The organism is Alloscardovia venturai (assembly GCF_042676605.1).
Classification (GTDB): domain Bacteria; phylum Actinomycetota; class Actinomycetes; order Actinomycetales; family Bifidobacteriaceae; genus Alloscardovia; species Alloscardovia venturai.
This window is the reverse complement of the sequence record NZ_JBHTHQ010000022.1, coordinates 26,055-41,232: the sequence shown is the minus strand read 5'-3', so window position 1 is coordinate 41,232 and position 15,178 is coordinate 26,055. Positions and strand designations below refer to the sequence as shown.

Annotated in this window: 19 protein-coding genes; all 19 read right to left on the bottom strand. The window is 46.7% G+C overall.

Going from position 1 to position 15,178, the window contains the following annotated elements:
* Positions 1-7 precede the first annotated feature (7 nt).
* Positions 8-961: a tRNA pseudouridine synthase A gene (locus ACFQY8_RS07305; RefSeq protein WP_377939269.1), complete on the bottom strand. Its 954-nt coding sequence runs from the start codon at positions 959-961 to the stop codon at positions 8-10.
* A gap of 115 nt (positions 962-1,076) precedes the next feature.
* Entirely contained in the window at positions 1,077-1,580 is a 504-nt protein-coding gene (gene rplQ / locus ACFQY8_RS07300; RefSeq protein ID WP_377939267.1) for a 50S ribosomal protein L17, read from the bottom strand.
* A gap of 88 nt (positions 1,581-1,668) precedes the next feature.
* Entirely contained in the window at positions 1,669-2,664 is a 996-nt protein-coding gene (locus ACFQY8_RS07295) for a DNA-directed RNA polymerase subunit alpha (RefSeq protein WP_377939266.1), read from the bottom strand.
* 78 nt (positions 2,665-2,742) lie between these two features.
* Positions 2,743-3,141, bottom strand: a complete 399-nt coding sequence (gene rpsK, locus ACFQY8_RS07290) for a 30S ribosomal protein S11 (protein WP_018143440.1) — start codon at positions 3,139-3,141, stop codon at positions 2,743-2,745.
* Between the two features lie 64 nt (positions 3,142-3,205).
* Complete coding sequence (gene rpsM, locus ACFQY8_RS07285) at positions 3,206-3,574, bottom strand: 30S ribosomal protein S13 (protein ID WP_377939265.1); 369 nt, start codon at positions 3,572-3,574, stop codon at positions 3,206-3,208.
* Positions 3,575-3,706: 132 nt separating this feature from the next.
* Positions 3,707-3,823, bottom strand: a complete 117-nt coding sequence (rpmJ, locus tag ACFQY8_RS07280; protein WP_021618597.1) for a 50S ribosomal protein L36 — start codon at positions 3,821-3,823, stop codon at positions 3,707-3,709.
* A 10-nt stretch (positions 3,824-3,833) separates the two neighbouring features.
* The gene (gene infA, locus ACFQY8_RS07275) at positions 3,834-4,052 is read right to left on the bottom strand and encodes a translation initiation factor IF-1 (protein WP_172145391.1); all 219 of its coding nucleotides are present in this window, start codon (positions 4,050-4,052) and stop codon (positions 3,834-3,836) included.
* A 138-nt stretch (positions 4,053-4,190) separates the two neighbouring features.
* Positions 4,191-5,486, bottom strand: a complete 1,296-nt coding sequence (locus ACFQY8_RS07270; RefSeq protein ID WP_377939262.1) for a hypothetical protein — start codon at positions 5,484-5,486, stop codon at positions 4,191-4,193.
* Between the two features lie 80 nt (positions 5,487-5,566).
* Positions 5,567-6,343, bottom strand: a complete 777-nt coding sequence (locus tag ACFQY8_RS07265) for an ABC transporter ATP-binding protein (protein WP_377939260.1) — start codon at positions 6,341-6,343, stop codon at positions 5,567-5,569.
* A gap of 949 nt (positions 6,344-7,292) precedes the next feature.
* Positions 7,293-9,662, bottom strand: a complete 2,370-nt coding sequence (locus ACFQY8_RS07260; RefSeq protein ID WP_377939259.1) for a DUF2207 family protein — start codon at positions 9,660-9,662, stop codon at positions 7,293-7,295.
* A complete protein-coding gene (locus tag ACFQY8_RS07255) occupies positions 9,659-10,231 on the bottom strand; it encodes a LemA family protein (RefSeq protein WP_377939257.1) in 573 nt (190 codons plus the stop codon). The genes ACFQY8_RS07260 and ACFQY8_RS07255 overlap by 4 nt, the downstream gene beginning before the upstream one ends.
* An 87-nt stretch (positions 10,232-10,318) precedes the next feature.
* Positions 10,319-10,882 (bottom strand): adenylate kinase, encoded by a 564-nt coding sequence (locus tag ACFQY8_RS07250; RefSeq protein WP_377939256.1) that lies wholly within the window; start codon positions 10,880-10,882, stop codon positions 10,319-10,321.
* A gap of 61 nt (positions 10,883-10,943) precedes the next feature.
* The gene (secY, locus tag ACFQY8_RS07245; protein WP_377939254.1) at positions 10,944-12,278 is read right to left on the bottom strand and encodes a preprotein translocase subunit SecY; all 1,335 of its coding nucleotides are present in this window, start codon (positions 12,276-12,278) and stop codon (positions 10,944-10,946) included.
* A gap of 182 nt (positions 12,279-12,460) precedes the next feature.
* On the bottom strand, positions 12,461-12,919 hold the full coding sequence (gene rplO, locus ACFQY8_RS07240) for a 50S ribosomal protein L15 (protein WP_377939252.1): 459 nt from the start codon (positions 12,917-12,919) through the stop codon (positions 12,461-12,463).
* Between the two features lie 2 nt (positions 12,920-12,921).
* Complete coding sequence (rpmD, locus tag ACFQY8_RS07235) at positions 12,922-13,107, bottom strand: 50S ribosomal protein L30 (RefSeq protein ID WP_377939251.1); 186 nt, start codon at positions 13,105-13,107, stop codon at positions 12,922-12,924.
* Positions 13,107-13,823: a 30S ribosomal protein S5 gene (gene rpsE / locus ACFQY8_RS07230; protein ID WP_377939250.1), complete on the bottom strand. Its 717-nt coding sequence runs from the start codon at positions 13,821-13,823 to the stop codon at positions 13,107-13,109. Before rpsE ends, rpmD begins: the two co-directional genes overlap by 1 nt.
* Positions 13,820-14,191, bottom strand: coding sequence for a 50S ribosomal protein L18 (gene rplR / locus ACFQY8_RS07225; protein ID WP_377939248.1), 372 nt, complete (start codon positions 14,189-14,191; stop codon positions 13,820-13,822). The genes rpsE and rplR overlap by 4 nt, the downstream gene beginning before the upstream one ends.
* The gene (rplF, locus tag ACFQY8_RS07220) at positions 14,192-14,731 is read right to left on the bottom strand and encodes a 50S ribosomal protein L6 (protein ID WP_377939246.1); all 540 of its coding nucleotides are present in this window, start codon (positions 14,729-14,731) and stop codon (positions 14,192-14,194) included.
* Positions 14,732-14,748: 17 nt separating this feature from the next.
* Positions 14,749-15,147: a 30S ribosomal protein S8 gene (rpsH, locus tag ACFQY8_RS07215; protein ID WP_377939244.1), complete on the bottom strand. Its 399-nt coding sequence runs from the start codon at positions 15,145-15,147 to the stop codon at positions 14,749-14,751.
* Positions 15,148-15,178 lie beyond the last annotated feature (31 nt).

The following is a 15,178-nucleotide window of genomic DNA, read 5'->3' as shown; positions in this document are numbered from 1 at the left end:
TGTTCCGCTACCTAAGTGTACGTACAGCTCGAATCGCCTCAGCTCTTTCAGCCAGCAGCTCATCGCTCGGGTAATTCACTCGCTCCAAGGTAAGACCGCAAGCTGGTGCTGGTCCGGTAAGCCCTTCGCGCTCAGGATCGTTTACTTTATCGATAAACCAGTCCACACTTTTCTTGCCTCTGCCTACTGCAATACTCGCCCCAACGAGGGACCGCACCATATTACGCGCAAAAGCATCGGCGATTATGGTGAAGGTTAATAGTCCTGACTCGGCAAAATCAATCTCATATGCGTGTCCTCCATCCGGTGCCGCACCGACAGCCTGCGTCGAATTATGCTCAGCCCCTCCCGTATAAACGTTCTCGGGAGTAAGCTGCACATGTGGCACGCGCTGCCATGCGGCAAACTTGACTTCGCGTATGGTCGTGCCACCTGGATTAGGCAGCGCGAATGAGCCGAAATCATGCAGTCCAATCGTGGCTTTTACTGCTCGGTTCATAGCATTAACATCGAGCACATCATCTGCACGCAAAACCATTCGTGAAAGCCGCGGATCACGCTTCGTCACGCCATCTGCCACACGGTATACATAGACTCTATCTGACGCTGAAAAACGAGCATCGAAACCTTCAGGGGCTTTCTCAATACTAAAGATCGAAATATCAGACGGAACGAGCCGTGAAATCCGTCGATGCAACGCTTCTGAAGCACTTACACCGCTCATATGCCCAATTGCACGCTCGAGAACATCATCATCCACATCGATGTGGCAAACCTGCCCACTCGCATGCACGCCGGCATCTGTGCGACCAGCAACAGTAAGAAGCACGTCTGATGGGTCGAGCCTCAATACGCGAGCAATTGCTGCCTCAATCTCACCTTGTACCGTTCGCTGTCCATTTTGGCGTGCCCAGCCGTGAAAATCTGTGCCGTCATATGCTAAATCAATCCTCAAACGCATGTTTGGTATTATAGCGAGAACCCTGCAACCTTAGAATTCAACATCAAGCAAAACACATATACAAAAGAGACCTAGAAAATTCTAGGTCTCTTGAATAGCTTAAGCAGTTTTATGACTACTCAGCAGCTTCTTCTGTTGCCTCTGCAGCTGGAGTTTCTTCAGTTTCGGTAGCCTTAGCTGCCTCTACTTCTTCTTCAGCCTTCTTCTCGGCAACCTTAACAGCAGATTCAGCTTCCTTCACAGCAGCCTTCTTAGGGGACACTGGTTCAGTTACGAGCTCAATCACTGCCATTGCAGCATTATCGCCCTGGCGTGGAGCAATCTTAACGATGCGAGTGTAACCACCCTCACGCTGTTCCATCTGCTCAGCAATTACTGTGAAGAGCGCGTGTACAACAGACTTGTTGCGAATTACACGCATCACACGACGACGAGAGTGCAAATCACCGCGCTTAGCGAGAGTGATAAGACGCTCAGCGAGCGGACGCAAACGCTTTGCCTTTGGCAAAGTTGTAGTGATGCGACCGTTCTGGAACAGGCTTGTAGCCATGTTCGCAAGCATAAGGCGCTCATGTGCTGGGCTTGAAGCCAGACGTGGGCCTTTCTTTGGTCTTGGCATATTGTTCTCCTTATCCGGCACAGGTGGGCATACGCCCGAACATCCGTGCTGGGTGTTTTAGTTTTGTCGGTGAATTCTCTCGTCCAAACTACATGTCGTCTGGAGTGAAGAATGTGCCACCTTCGAGATCTACTGGGTTGAAGCCTAGAGGAGATGCTTTCAAGGAAAGACCATGTGCTTCAAGCTTTTCCTTGACTTCATCGATAGACTTCTGACCGAAGTTACGAATATCAAGCAGATCCTGTTCAGTGCGCTTTACAAGCTCGCCAACGGTATGAATACCTTCGCGCTTGAGGCAATTGTAGGAACGCTGAGTGAGGTTCAAATCCTCGATAGCAATATCAAGCTCAGGATCGGACTCTTCCACTACAGGAGCGGAACCAACCTCGACACCTTCAGCTTCTACATTCAGCTCACGTGCAAGACCGAAGAGCTCAACCAAAGTGGAGCCTGCGGATGCTACAGCATCGCGAGGAGAAATTGCCTGCTTGGTTTCTACATCAAGGATAAGCTTGTCAAAGTCGGTACGTTGATCCACACGGGTAGCCTCGACTTTATAGCTGACCTTGAGCACTGGAGAGTAGATGGAATCGACTGGAATACGGCCGATTTCATCACCTTCTTGCTTATTCATCTGAGCTGGCACGTAACCGCGGCCACGCTCTACAGTGAACTCAATTTCCAGTTCGCCATCTTCTGCAAGAGTTGCGATGTGCAAATCTGGATTTGCGACTACGACACCAGCGACTTCGGTGATATCACCTGCTGTCACTTCGCCTTCGCCCTGCTTACGCAAGTAAACAGTGACTGGCTCGTCATATTCGCTTGTGAGCACAATTCCCTTAATATTGAGGAGGATTTCGGTGACATCTTCCTTAACGCCAGGCAGAGTTGTGAACTCATGCAAAGCACCAGAGATGCGTACCGATGTCACTGCTGCACCAGGAATGGAGCTGAGGAGCGTACGACGCAGAGAATTACCCAAGGTATAGCCAAATCCTGGCTCCAATGGAGTAAAGGTGAAGCGTGAACGCTGAGGATTGATAACTTCCTCAGTCAGTGACGGACGCTGTGCAATAAGCACCTTCGTATCCTTTCAGCTTAAGATCAGTGTGCACCATCTGATCTTCGCGGGTTGGACTAATAATTGTCTGTCTTGTGCTCAGACGCGGCGACGCTTTGGAGGGCGTACACCATTGTGTGCCTGCGGGGTCACATCGGAGATAGAACCGACTTCGAGACCTGCAGACTGGAGGGAACGGATTGCGGTTTCGCGACCAGAACCTGGACCCTTAACGAATACATCAACCTTCTTGACACCGTGTTCCTGTGCCTTACGTGCTGCAGCCTCTGCTGCCATGCCTGCTGCGTAAGGAGTGGACTTACGGGAGCCTTTGAAGCCTACATCGCCACCGGATGCCCAAGAGATAACTGCACCTGATGGGTCGGTGATGGAGATGATTGTGTTGTTGAATGTGGACTTGATGTGCGCTTGGCCGACTGGAACCGACTTGCGGTCCTTACGACGAGGCTTGCGCGTGGCCTGCTTTGCAGCTGCCATTGAGACCTCATTTCCTTTTAGCTTTTGTAGTTAAGCGATGCGAATGAACGCGTGGCTAACTAACTTACTTCTTCTTTCCAGCAACTGTACGCTTTGGACCCTTGCGAGTACGAGCGTTTGTCTTAGTACGCTGACCGTGTACTGGGAGGTGACGACGGTGGCGCATACCTTGATAAGAATTAATCTGAATCTTGCGACGAATATCTGCATCGATTTCACGACGCAAATCACCCTCAATCTTGTAGTTAGCTTCGATGTAGTCACGAAGCTGAATGAGCTGTTCGTCGGTAAGATCCTTAACACGAATATCTGGAGAGATACCAGTTGCTTCGAGTGTCTCATGAGCGCGTGTGCGGCCTACACCAAAGATATAGGTGAGAGCAATTTCAATACGCTTCTCATTAGGGATGTCGACTCCGGCAAGACGTGCCATCTTCGAATTCCTTTTCTGTTCTACGGGGGTCGTACACCAATTCGTCCGCTTATGTGCGGCCCAAGCCTCCGTACTTGGGGTTCAGCTTACGCTGTGAATTGGCGCCTAATTGTGGTCGCTGTGACCTGCTTACTAGCCCTGACGCTGCTTGTGGCGTGGGTTTGCGTTGCAGATTACCATTACGCGACCGTGACGGCGAATCACGCGGCAAGAGTCGCAGATACGCTTAACACTTGGGCTAACCTTCATGGCTTTCCTTTTACTTGTAACGGTATGTAATACGACCGCGAGTCAAATCGTATGGACTCATCTCGAGCACCACGCGATCTTGTGGAAGAATACGAATGTAATTCTTACGCATTTTTCCAGAGATCGTAGCCAAAACGATATGCTTGTTCTCCAACTCGACACGGAACATTGCATTCGGCAAAGCCTCTACAACTCGTCCTTCGACTTCGATAACACCGTCTTTAGCCATTGGTCTCATTCCTCGCTAGATTACTAGAGCACCTTCTTGTGAAGGCACACCACCTGTCAATGATAACAGTAAGCGAGGACCATTATATAAATATCTCAAACTAACCTTGCTCAATGCTTCTTTGCATCCCGCCTTGTGTCATTCTACCTGCGTGATGGTACAACTTTGTATATCTTGGCGATGCTGCATATACCATTGTGTAAAATTTTGATCCGTTATATGTGCAAGCCACTGAGATTCTTCGTCGATGACTTCTCGCCCGGTATTTTCATCTATCATTCCTGAATTAGCCGCTAAACCAAACCTAAGTCGAATCCCCGTTTGAATCGTATTCATCACATTTGCAGAATCCTGGTTCTTTGAACTACACGCACTTATTGGAACTACTATTTGATTGATGAGGTCATCATAGAGTGTCTTCTTTATCTCAGCTTTAGTTTCATTCCCTGTTAGAGTGCTCACAGCTGTGCCCCACATTGTCAAGACTTGCTCTGAGTTATATATTTTCCTCTTAAATTGAACAGTGGAAGAGCTGTTCATTCCCTCGACGACGAGAACAGAACCACTTTGAGGAGCTACAGCAAAAACTTCACGCGTTATCTCCATAATTTCTTGTCGCACAGTCATATCAGCAGGGTGCACACATAGGACTATGTTATCACTTGTATTTTTACATTGTATGGTCACATTTTCAGCTTTGAATATCGTTGAGGGAACAGCGATAGACCACCCAATGAGCACTACAGTGCAAAAGAGTGATGTTAGCAAAACGCTATTAAACATGCGCCCTTGCGTATATTTCCCTTCCAAGAAATGCAGGGCAAACATTATCAGAGTAATACTAGTAAAAAGCGCGATAGCAATTCGTGAAATATTCATCGAAACACTTGTAGAGTATCCCAGTCCTGGAAGATTCTCCATCCAGACAGGCGCAAAGGTGAGAGAAGAATGTCCTGAATTACTCAGTATCGTATTGTTAATTTCGACTGGTAGAAAAGCCACAACCAGTACCGTCGCTGGAGCTACGATAAGACTCCAACGTGACGGGAAAAGCACGGCAACTACTATGCCAATCACGCTGAGCATAAACACTTCAACGAGCGCAGCACATCCTGACAATACATTAAAGTGAAACCAGCTCGCATGTAGTGCCACATGGATAATCAACGGGGACATTCCCAATACATATCCACCTGCGGATAAGAAAATCATAGGCAAAGAGCCAACGCATGCGAGATATGCTCTCGATCGTGCACTTACTCGCCCCACGATGACGCTATTCCGAGAAAAACTACGAAAATGTACCGCTGCATATACTGCAATGATGAACGCCGGAATGAGTACTGTGTCTCTCACGGTTTGCTCCACAGCAGACCAACGCGCAAACGCTGATAGAATGACCGGAACAGATAGAACAAAAGTCGCAAGTGTCACAACGCATAGTAAAGCTATTTCATCACGTAGAGGGATGCTCCTTCGAATGCCTCTTCTCACATATGCTAATCTGCTCATACTTAGCTCCCCAAGCGTGCGAATGCATGCTCAATTGACTCCGCCACATCGGTGGGAGATTGCGATGTGCATGCTCTTACTTCATCAAGGTCGGCAAGCGGACCGCAATAGGATAAATTCCCACTATTAAGTATCAATAGAGTCTGAGCTATTCGCGCAATATCATCTACTAAATGTGTGCTTAAAATAACTGTACGGCTCTGCCCCAAATGTAATATGAGATTCCTCAAATCATTCCTCTGGAGAGGATCGACACCAACGGTTGGCTCGTCAAGAATAATAATCTGCGGATTGTGTGCGATTGTGCATGCAATTCCAAGTCTTTGACGCTGACCGCCAGACAGTTTTCTCGCTTTTACTGATGCTTTATCTTCTAAATTCACCGCAGATAAAGCTCGCATCGTAGCTTCTTCAACGTGCTTTTCATCTACTCCATGAGCCCACGCAGCGTATGCCACATTATCCTGGACAGAGGAAAAATTCATCACTTCAACGTGCTGAGGAAGAAAACCAAGATTTTTCCTTGCACCCTCAACACTACTATAACGAGAAAGGTCATGACCCAATAGAGCTACATGTCCGCTCTTCGGCTTTTTCAAAGTAGAAAGAATGCTCAGTACAGTAGTTTTTCCAGCTCCATTCGTCCCTAAAATCCCGGTGACACCTTTTCCCACAGAAAACGAAATATCTTTTAGAATTTCCTGTTTTCCATAAGAAAAGTTAACGTGCTCGCAAACGATACTTAAATCTTCGGGACAAATAGTAGAACTTTGCATCATAATTACACTTCACGTACTACAGCTGAGCATTCTTCGCGAAAACATATCTTGCCATCTTCCCTCATCCTTAAGGAAATTAGCAATCAATCTCTTCGAAATATATTCTACATCATGATGAAAATTTTGGAGTAATGGAGCACCATAAACGATACAATAGTTCTAATTACATCGGAGTATCACAATGAAAAAGTTGTACTATTTCAATAAAGGACGATTATCATCCGCGCTACCTCTTGTGCTAATTGTCCTTATGTTTCTTGAGTTTTTTGCCCTACGCTATGGAGCAGAGGTGCCAATCTACTTTCCAGGACGGTATACGCCAGTCTTTTTGACAGCAACAACATTCATGCCACTCATATCGACAGAAGTTATAGCTCTACTCCTCGCTCCTAGGTTATCCATGCAAGAAAGACTCTCAACGCCAAGAGTGAGAAATCTCTCTATACTTCTTTTGGTATCGTCTACCGTATTAATGACTCTCTCTATATTTCCTCTAGGTGCATTCGCTGCCTACTGCCGGCACCCCCATTCTCACTCATTTATTGAGTTATCTATTTTAGAAGATGCTCCCCTCATACTTTCCCTATCGCTGCTGCCGTCAAGCTTTATCATTATCTTCTTCGCTATACTAGGACGAAAAATAGGAGCTACTGCTTCGTTGATATATATGGTTTTCTATATCTTTTCGGGGACTATTCCACAGTTTGAATTCTTCTCTCCTATTGGTACAATCTCGCCGTTTTTATATTTCCCACAATTTATTTTTTCTTGCATGCTTTATGCCACCGCAATTTTCATATGGTACATCACTGCGGTGAGCGCCCCGATACTTCGTCTATTTAGCCGTTAGCCAACTATAAGATAGGCTAGGAACTACAATCTTGTAGTTCCTAGCCTATTCCCATGCCGCGAGTGTTATTTACTTATATAGCAGCTAGTGTCAGAAGTCTTAGAAGCCCCCAAAACTTCCTCCACCACCGCCTCCTCCACCTCCGTCGAACCCGCCGAAGTCGAAGCTTCCACCAGAGTCTGTTCCTCCACCACTTGACCCAGAGCCCGTACTTGGTGCGCTCCATGCCCCAGCGATACTAATAGCATCGTTCACGGAGTCCATAGACGTGTTAAAGGAATCCATAAAACCGTCAAAACTGCTGAAATCAGCATTAAAGAAGTCAGAGTTCGACCCCATCATTGTTGTGTCTATGTTTGGCGTAAATCGCGAAGCGAGATTAGATGTAAGATTGTTAACCCAAGGCATCCACATCCACGACAACATTGCATCATCATACATATAGTATTGCCAAGGATCAATATCTGCGTTGGCAGACTGCGCGACATCCATATCGTGAATATATGCACTTCGAAGTTCTTTCATGACAGTCTCACTCATACCAAACGCCGTTGCATACACTAAATATCTATCCCAGAGCTTCATATCAGTAACGCCTCGATCGGTAAAGCTACTAAAATCTTCGAGATAATGCGCCAACCCGTAAACTTGTGAAACTTTCTTTTTGTTCTTTTCTGTAAGAATTGCTGGAGCACCATATCCCCAAGCAAAGCCGGTAAATGCAAGAACGACGACTGCTATAAGGATATACGCTGCCCAGTAGGAAGTCCGCATTCCGAAATGTGCTGTGACAATCGCATAAATCCAACCTATCGTCAACGGCCAGCCACGCTGCCATGCAGGATATTCAGAAACATGGAGTCGATCAAAATCAGCTATCTGAGAGTTGTACATGCTCTTGACACGTTCTGCAAACTTATTTGTTGTATTGCGACTCATCGATGCTTCTCTAGCTTGGTTCGCAAGATCTTTTGATGAAAATACATATGAGCCAACATTCTCACCGACCATCATCAGCACGCGAGCGGTACGCCACTCGGAATTACTGAGATGATGCTTGGATGAGAAACTCTTCTCCTCAATGTCGCTAGCAAGTACAAAAGTCATCACATGCTCTTGTACTTTGCTCTGCTGAGCTAAATATCCTTGAGACGTGACTGTAGACATGACAGAACTCATGTCCTGAGACTTGACATTATCTAAGTCAATATCCTTATACGTGCTTGGCGCTCCTGGAAGGATCATCAGTGCACCTTTAGAGACAAGGGACAATATCGTCGCATTCAGCGCCCGCGACTTAATTTCTTTATCCTTTGGGTGCCCTGTAATGAGCGCATAAATATGTGCCGCCGCCGCTGGAGAAACAGATGGAGGATCACGATTATAATCCTGCTCTCCGCGATATTGCGCTAATTTCAGTGTAGATTGAGCACCGTAAATTAACCATATGACGATAGCTATTGCGATAGAAAGAGCGAAGATTATCATAATCCCATAGAAGCTCAACGTTCTTCTCGTATTTGCACTCTCTGCACGAGCAGATTGCAGCTTGTTATACTCTGAGCTTTTTACTTTTTCGATATCATCATGCGTGTAGCTACGTTGCACATCACTATACGAATCTGCACCTTGATATGCCGCGATAAAGTCTACGTAGTTATCCTTCTTCACATTCTTCACCGAGAAGGAATACTCTCTGTCGTTCACTCGCTTCGTGGTACTCTCAGAGCTATCTGTATGTAGCCATCCATACGATTGTGATACGCCCTGCGGTAAGACGACTTTTACTGTCATCTTATGAATTGGCACTTCATTGGTATCGGAGACTGGCTCCCACGCGAAGTACGCGCCATCTTTAAGTTTCCCGGCAAGATTTTTGAACGTCATGGAAACGTCAAAAGTATATGTACCTGAATATGTTACAGGGATACACCATCCGAGGGTTACGTACTTAAAGTCTCCTTCTTGTATATCTGCGTATTTAGAATTCTTAACGTGGAGAGCATCAGTATCGGGATTAAAGTCTGTGTCATCGCGTGAATTCTTAAGAAACCACGATTTCGCAGCTTGCTCATTCCAGTCAGAAATACCGACTTTGTAGGGGTCTACTTCACTATAACTTCTATATGTATACGCTTGCCCTGTTTTGGCATCTGTTACACTAATGTCAGAAATCGAGGTGACGTCGCTCTCATTGAGCTGGAATTTTTGAGTGATTCCCCTCCATGGACCAGAATCGCGACGATGAAGATCGATGGTTACTCTCTGCTTAATATGAAGGTCTCCGTGAGTATCCATCGTCGCAGTGTAGTTCAAATCCTTATACTCCTGTGATACTCCCTCACGACGGGTAGACGCAGCACGTCGGTTCGCTGAAGTACCTCCGAAAATACCAAGGATAACGATAAAGACAACAGCATATACTATTGCCCACGTAATTCCACGTTTTATATGCTGAGAATACTTCACGAGAACTGAACCTGTGGCACTTCACGGTCATTCCCAGCGGTCTCGAATGGCTTTGCAAGCTCGAAATGTCCGAACCCTGCCACGATATTGCTTGGGAACTGTTGTATAGCATTATTCATCTTCAGCACAACGTCGTTATAGAACTGACGAGCATAAGCAATCTTTGACTCCAAAGCCTTCAGCTGTTCCTGCAAATCGAGGAAGTTTTGATTTGCTTTTAGTTCTGGATAATTCTCTGATACTGCGAGAACATTAACCATCGCGCGTGAAAGCTGATTTTCAGCTTCCATACGTTCAAGCGTATTGTCACTTCCTGCTGATTGGACAGCGCCACGCGCCTTCGTCACCTCTTCAAAGACTTCTGATTCGTGAGCAGCATATCCCTTAACTGTGTTGACCAAATTCGGAATTAAGTCCGCACGTTGCTTAAGCTGAACGTCAATCTGTGCCCACGCGTTTGCTACGCGATTACGTATATTAACGAGATTGTTATATGCACCAATCGCCCAGAGAGCAATAATCACAATAAGAGCAATTATAACGATAAGAATAATAAGTCCTGTTGTCATAAGGCAAGTATAACAAAGCACCCGTGCCTTAAAGACACGGGTGCTTTCAGGAATTCAGAATATGAGTTTTACTTTTATAAAGCTCTCCTATTTTTCAAGCTCAGCAACAATATTCTTGTGAATCTCGTCAATATCTCCTACACCATTAATCTCTACGAGAACACCACGAGTTTCATACGTATCAAGGAGAGGTGCAGTTTCCTTTGTATAGACGTCAAGACGCTTAGCAATGACTTCAGGAGTGTCGTCAGCGCGTCCCTCAATTTCTGCACGCTTCATCATGCGCTTCATGAGGACGTCGTGATCAGCATCAAGAGCCACCACTGCATCGAGCGGAGTATCTAACTCTTCAAGCATCTTATCGAGAGCCTCGACCTGCGACGCATTGCGAGGATAGCCATCGAGAATCCATCCACCCTTCGCATCGTCCATCGCAAGACGATCTTTCACGATGGAATTCGTGAGTTCATCAGGTACGAGCTCACCTTTATCAATAAATGCCTGTGCCTGCTTGCCAAGCTCAGTCTGATTCTTCAAGTTGTAGCGGAAGATATCGCCGGTGGAAATCGCTGGAATATGGAAATACTCAGCAAGCCTTGCCGCCTGAGTTCCTTTTCCTACACCTTGTGGACCCATGATAAGTAAACGCATTATAATTCTTCTTTCGTTAAACTAATTTCTACTCTATGTCTTTACTCGATGTATGTAGAAGTTAAGCGGCTTTATCTTCCTTAGCTTCATCATGCTTGATGTCAAGGAAACCTTCATACTGGAACTGTTCGGTCTGCGCACGAGCCTGGCGCAAGGTATCCAAACCAACACCAGCAATAATCAAAATCGTGGTACCGCCGAAAGGAAGCTTGGAACCAAGTTTCAAGGCCAAAATCAAAATCGTCGGAATCAACGCGACAAAGAGTAAGTAGACAGCTCCCACTGTGTTCAGACGGTTCATCACATAAGTGAGATATTCAGATGTCGCGCGTCCTGCACGAATACCTGGAATGAAACCACCATACTGCTTCATATTGTCTGCTGTCTCATCGGTATTAAACGTGATAGAGGTATAGAAGAAGGTGAAGAACACAATCATTACAGAATACAAGCCGATATACCAAAGAGACGTCGTATTTGCCAAGTATGTGTTAATCCACTTTACCCAGCCAGCGTTAGCATTTCCGAACTGAGCAATCAATGTCGGGATTGCGAGAATTGACGATGCGAAAATTGGTGGGATTACGCCGGACATATTTACCTTTAATGGCAGATATGTAGACGTGCCACCGTACATTTTACGACCAATCATTCGGCGCGTGTACTGGACAGGAATACGACGCTGCATAAGCTCGACATACACGACGAAGATCAAGACAACAACAAGAGTACCCGTCACGATTGCAAAGTGACCCCACTGCTTATTCGTCCAACCAATATTCCACAACTGTGGGAGGAAGCCTGAGCAGATGGAAGTGAAAATCAAAACTGACATACCCTGACCAATGCCATGATCGGTAATAAGTTCAGCCATCCACATCACCAGACCTGTTCCACCTGTCATGATGATAATCATGAAAAGCATATTATGAACAGAACTGTCCGGGATTACGGATCCTGAAACTGCGCTTCCGAAGAGAGCACCCGACTGAGCAGTTACCAAGATTGTCGTCGACTGCAAGAATGCGAGACCAATGGTTAAGTATCGCGTATACTCAGTAAGTTTTGCTTCGCCAGACTGTCCTTCTTTATGTAATGCCTCGAATCGAGGAATTACAACGCGCAGCAGTTGGATAACAATCGACGCAGTAATGTACGGCATAATACCGAGTGCGAAGACAGACAACTGTAGTAACGCGCCACCAGAGAACAAGTTCACCAGTGCTACAAAGTTTTCTCCACCTGCGGCACTTTTTACTGCTTTGCTTACTACCTTGTAATCAATACCTGGAGTTGGGATAGCAGCTCCTATACGGTACACAATAACAATGAAAATAGTAAACAGTATTTTGTTGCGTAACTCTTTTTCTCGCAACGCCTGAATTAACGTTTTCACTGAATTCCCTCCTGCAGTGCCTCACGTTTGAGAAAGTTCGAGACACACTGACTTAGACACACTGAAGTCAATCATAACAAAAGATAAGGTCCTTGACACTCAAACGTGCCAAGGACCTTACAAATAAGCAGAAACTTAACTACTTATTGAATCTAGTCAGCGTTTTAACGAACGCCTCACAACTAGTCTTCAATCTTGCCGCCTGCTGCTTCAATCTTTGCCTTTGCAGATGCAGAAGACTTTACACCCTTCAAAGTATAAGCTGCGGTGACTTCACCGTCGCCCAATACCTTCACAGGTTGATTCTTGCGTACAAGACCAGCGTTAACGAGTGCTTCTACGTCTACGTCACCACCCTGAGGGAAAGAAGTAGCCAAATCAGCGAGATTTACTACCTGGAACTCTACCTTGAATGGAGACTTAAAGCCACGGAGTTTTGGAAGGCGCATGTACAGTGGAAGCTGACCACCTTCGAAACCAGGACGTACCTGATAACGAGCCTTTGTGCCCTTCATGCCGCGACCAGAGGTCTTGCCCTTGGAACCTTCACCACGACCAACACGGGTCTTGGACTTCTTAGCACCAGGAGCTGGACGCAAGTCATGCATCTGAAGGATATCGACTTCATTAGTGTTTGCCATAATTAGTCAATCTCCTCTACAGTTACAAGATGACGAACCTTGTTAGCCATACCACGGTACGCAGGAGTATCATCACGTACTACGCTCTGACCAATCTTACGAAGACCGAGAGAGTGTACATTGTCCTTCTGACGCTGAGTGGAGCCAACGAGACCCTTCTTTAAGGTGAACTTAAGCTGCTTAGCCATTACTCACCATCCTTTGCTGCTGCCGCTGCTTCTTCGCGTACTTTGCGAGCTTCTTCAATGCCCTGCGCACGCTCACGAAGGAGCTGATCTGGAGCAACTTCAGACAGAGAGAGGTCGCGGCGTGCTGCCACTTCTTCTGGCTCTTCAAGCTGCTTCAAAGCTGCTACAGTTGCGCGGACTGTGTTGATTGCGTTACCGGATCCCATATCCTTGGACAGAATATCGGTGATACCTGCGCACTCAAGTACTGCACGAACAGCACCACCAGCGATAACACCAGTACCTGGAGCTGCTGGACGAAGCAATACTGTACCTGCAGACTCATGACCAATCACTGGATGAGTGATAGTACCGCGAACGCGTGGAACGCTGAACATATGCTTCTTAGCATCAAGTTGTCCCTTAGCAATCGCTGATGGAACTTCATGAGACTTTCCATAGCCGACACCAACAGTGCCATTGCCATCGCCTACTACGACGAGAGCTGCAAAGCTCATGGTACGACCACCCTTAGTGGTCTTGCTTACGCGCTTGATAGTTACAACGCGATCGAGAAGCTCATCGCGCTGCTCGTTGCGTTCACGACGGTTGCGACGTTCGCCACGGCGACCTTCACCGCGATTTGCACGGCGACCCTTGCGCTCTTCAGCTGCTGGAGCTTGCTCGTTTGTCTGAGTCTCTTCAGCCACCTTGATTTCCTTTTCGTTATCGCTCACAGCTGCAGACCTCCTTCACGTGCGCCTTCTGCTACCGCAGCAACGCGACCGTGATACTTATTACCACCGCGATCGAATACAACCTCAGTGATACCTGCTGCAACTGCCTTCTTAGCAATCAATTCGCCAACCTTCTTTGCAGCTTCGACCTTAGTGCCTTCAAAAGTACCAAAATCATTGTGCAAAGTGGACTCAGAAACGAGAGTTACACCCTTGGTGTCATCAATAATCTGAGCAACCATGTTGCGGTTAGAACGAGAAACTACGAGGCGTGGACGCTCAGGAGTGCCGGCAATCTTCTTACGAAGACGTGCGTGACGGCGCAAGCGAGCAACATTCTTGCCCTTACCATAAATTGTTACCGTCATTTACTTACCAGCCTTTCCAGCCTTGCGGATGATGCGCTCATCAGCATACTTGATGCCCTTGCCCTTATAAGGTTCTGGCGCACGAAGCTTGCGAATGTTAGCTGCAACCTGTCCGACAGCCTGCTTGTCAGTACCCTTGACAAGAAGTTCGTTAGCAGAAACTACCTCAAACTCGATGCCTTCAGGCGCTTCCACGTTAATAGTGTGGGAGTATCCCAAGAAGAACTCAAGATTCTTACCTTTAGCTACAACGCGGTAACCGGTACCTACGATAAGAAGACGCTTCTCAAAGCCCTTGGAGACACCTTCAACGATGCTTGCTGCGAGAGAGCGTGCCAAACCGTGCTTTGCACGGGTTGGACGTGCATCATCTTCAGGGGTAAAGGTGATTTGACCGTCTTCTACAGATACAGAAATACCTTCAGGAATCTCAAAAGAGTCGGTGCCCTTAACACCCTTAGCCTGGAAGATATTTCCATTAACAGTAATTTCTACTCCAGCTGGAACTGCGATAGGGAGCTTACCAATATGTGATGCCATACTAAATCAAGCCCTCCTTACCACACGTAAGCGACGATTTCGCCGCCGATGCCCTTTTCAAGGCATTCCTTCTGAGTCATCAAACCAGAGCTTGTAGAGATAATAGCGATGCCCAAGCCGCCGAGAGGCATTGGAAGTGCGTCGGACTTAGCATAACGACGCAAACCTGGCTTAGATACGCGCTTGATACCTTGGATGCTCTGTTCGCCGTGCTGACCGTACTTGAGAGTAATTTCAAGTGTCTGGCCCACACGAGCTTCCTTTGCTGTGAAATCAGCAATATAACCCTCACGCTTGAGGATTTCGGCAATATGTGCCTTGAACTTTGAGTATGGCATGTCCACTGTTTCGTGTTTTGCCGCACTCGCGTTACGCAGACGTGTAAGCATGTCTGCGATTGGATCTGTCATTGTCATTTGGGCTGATGCCCTTCCTCGTCGTGGTTTC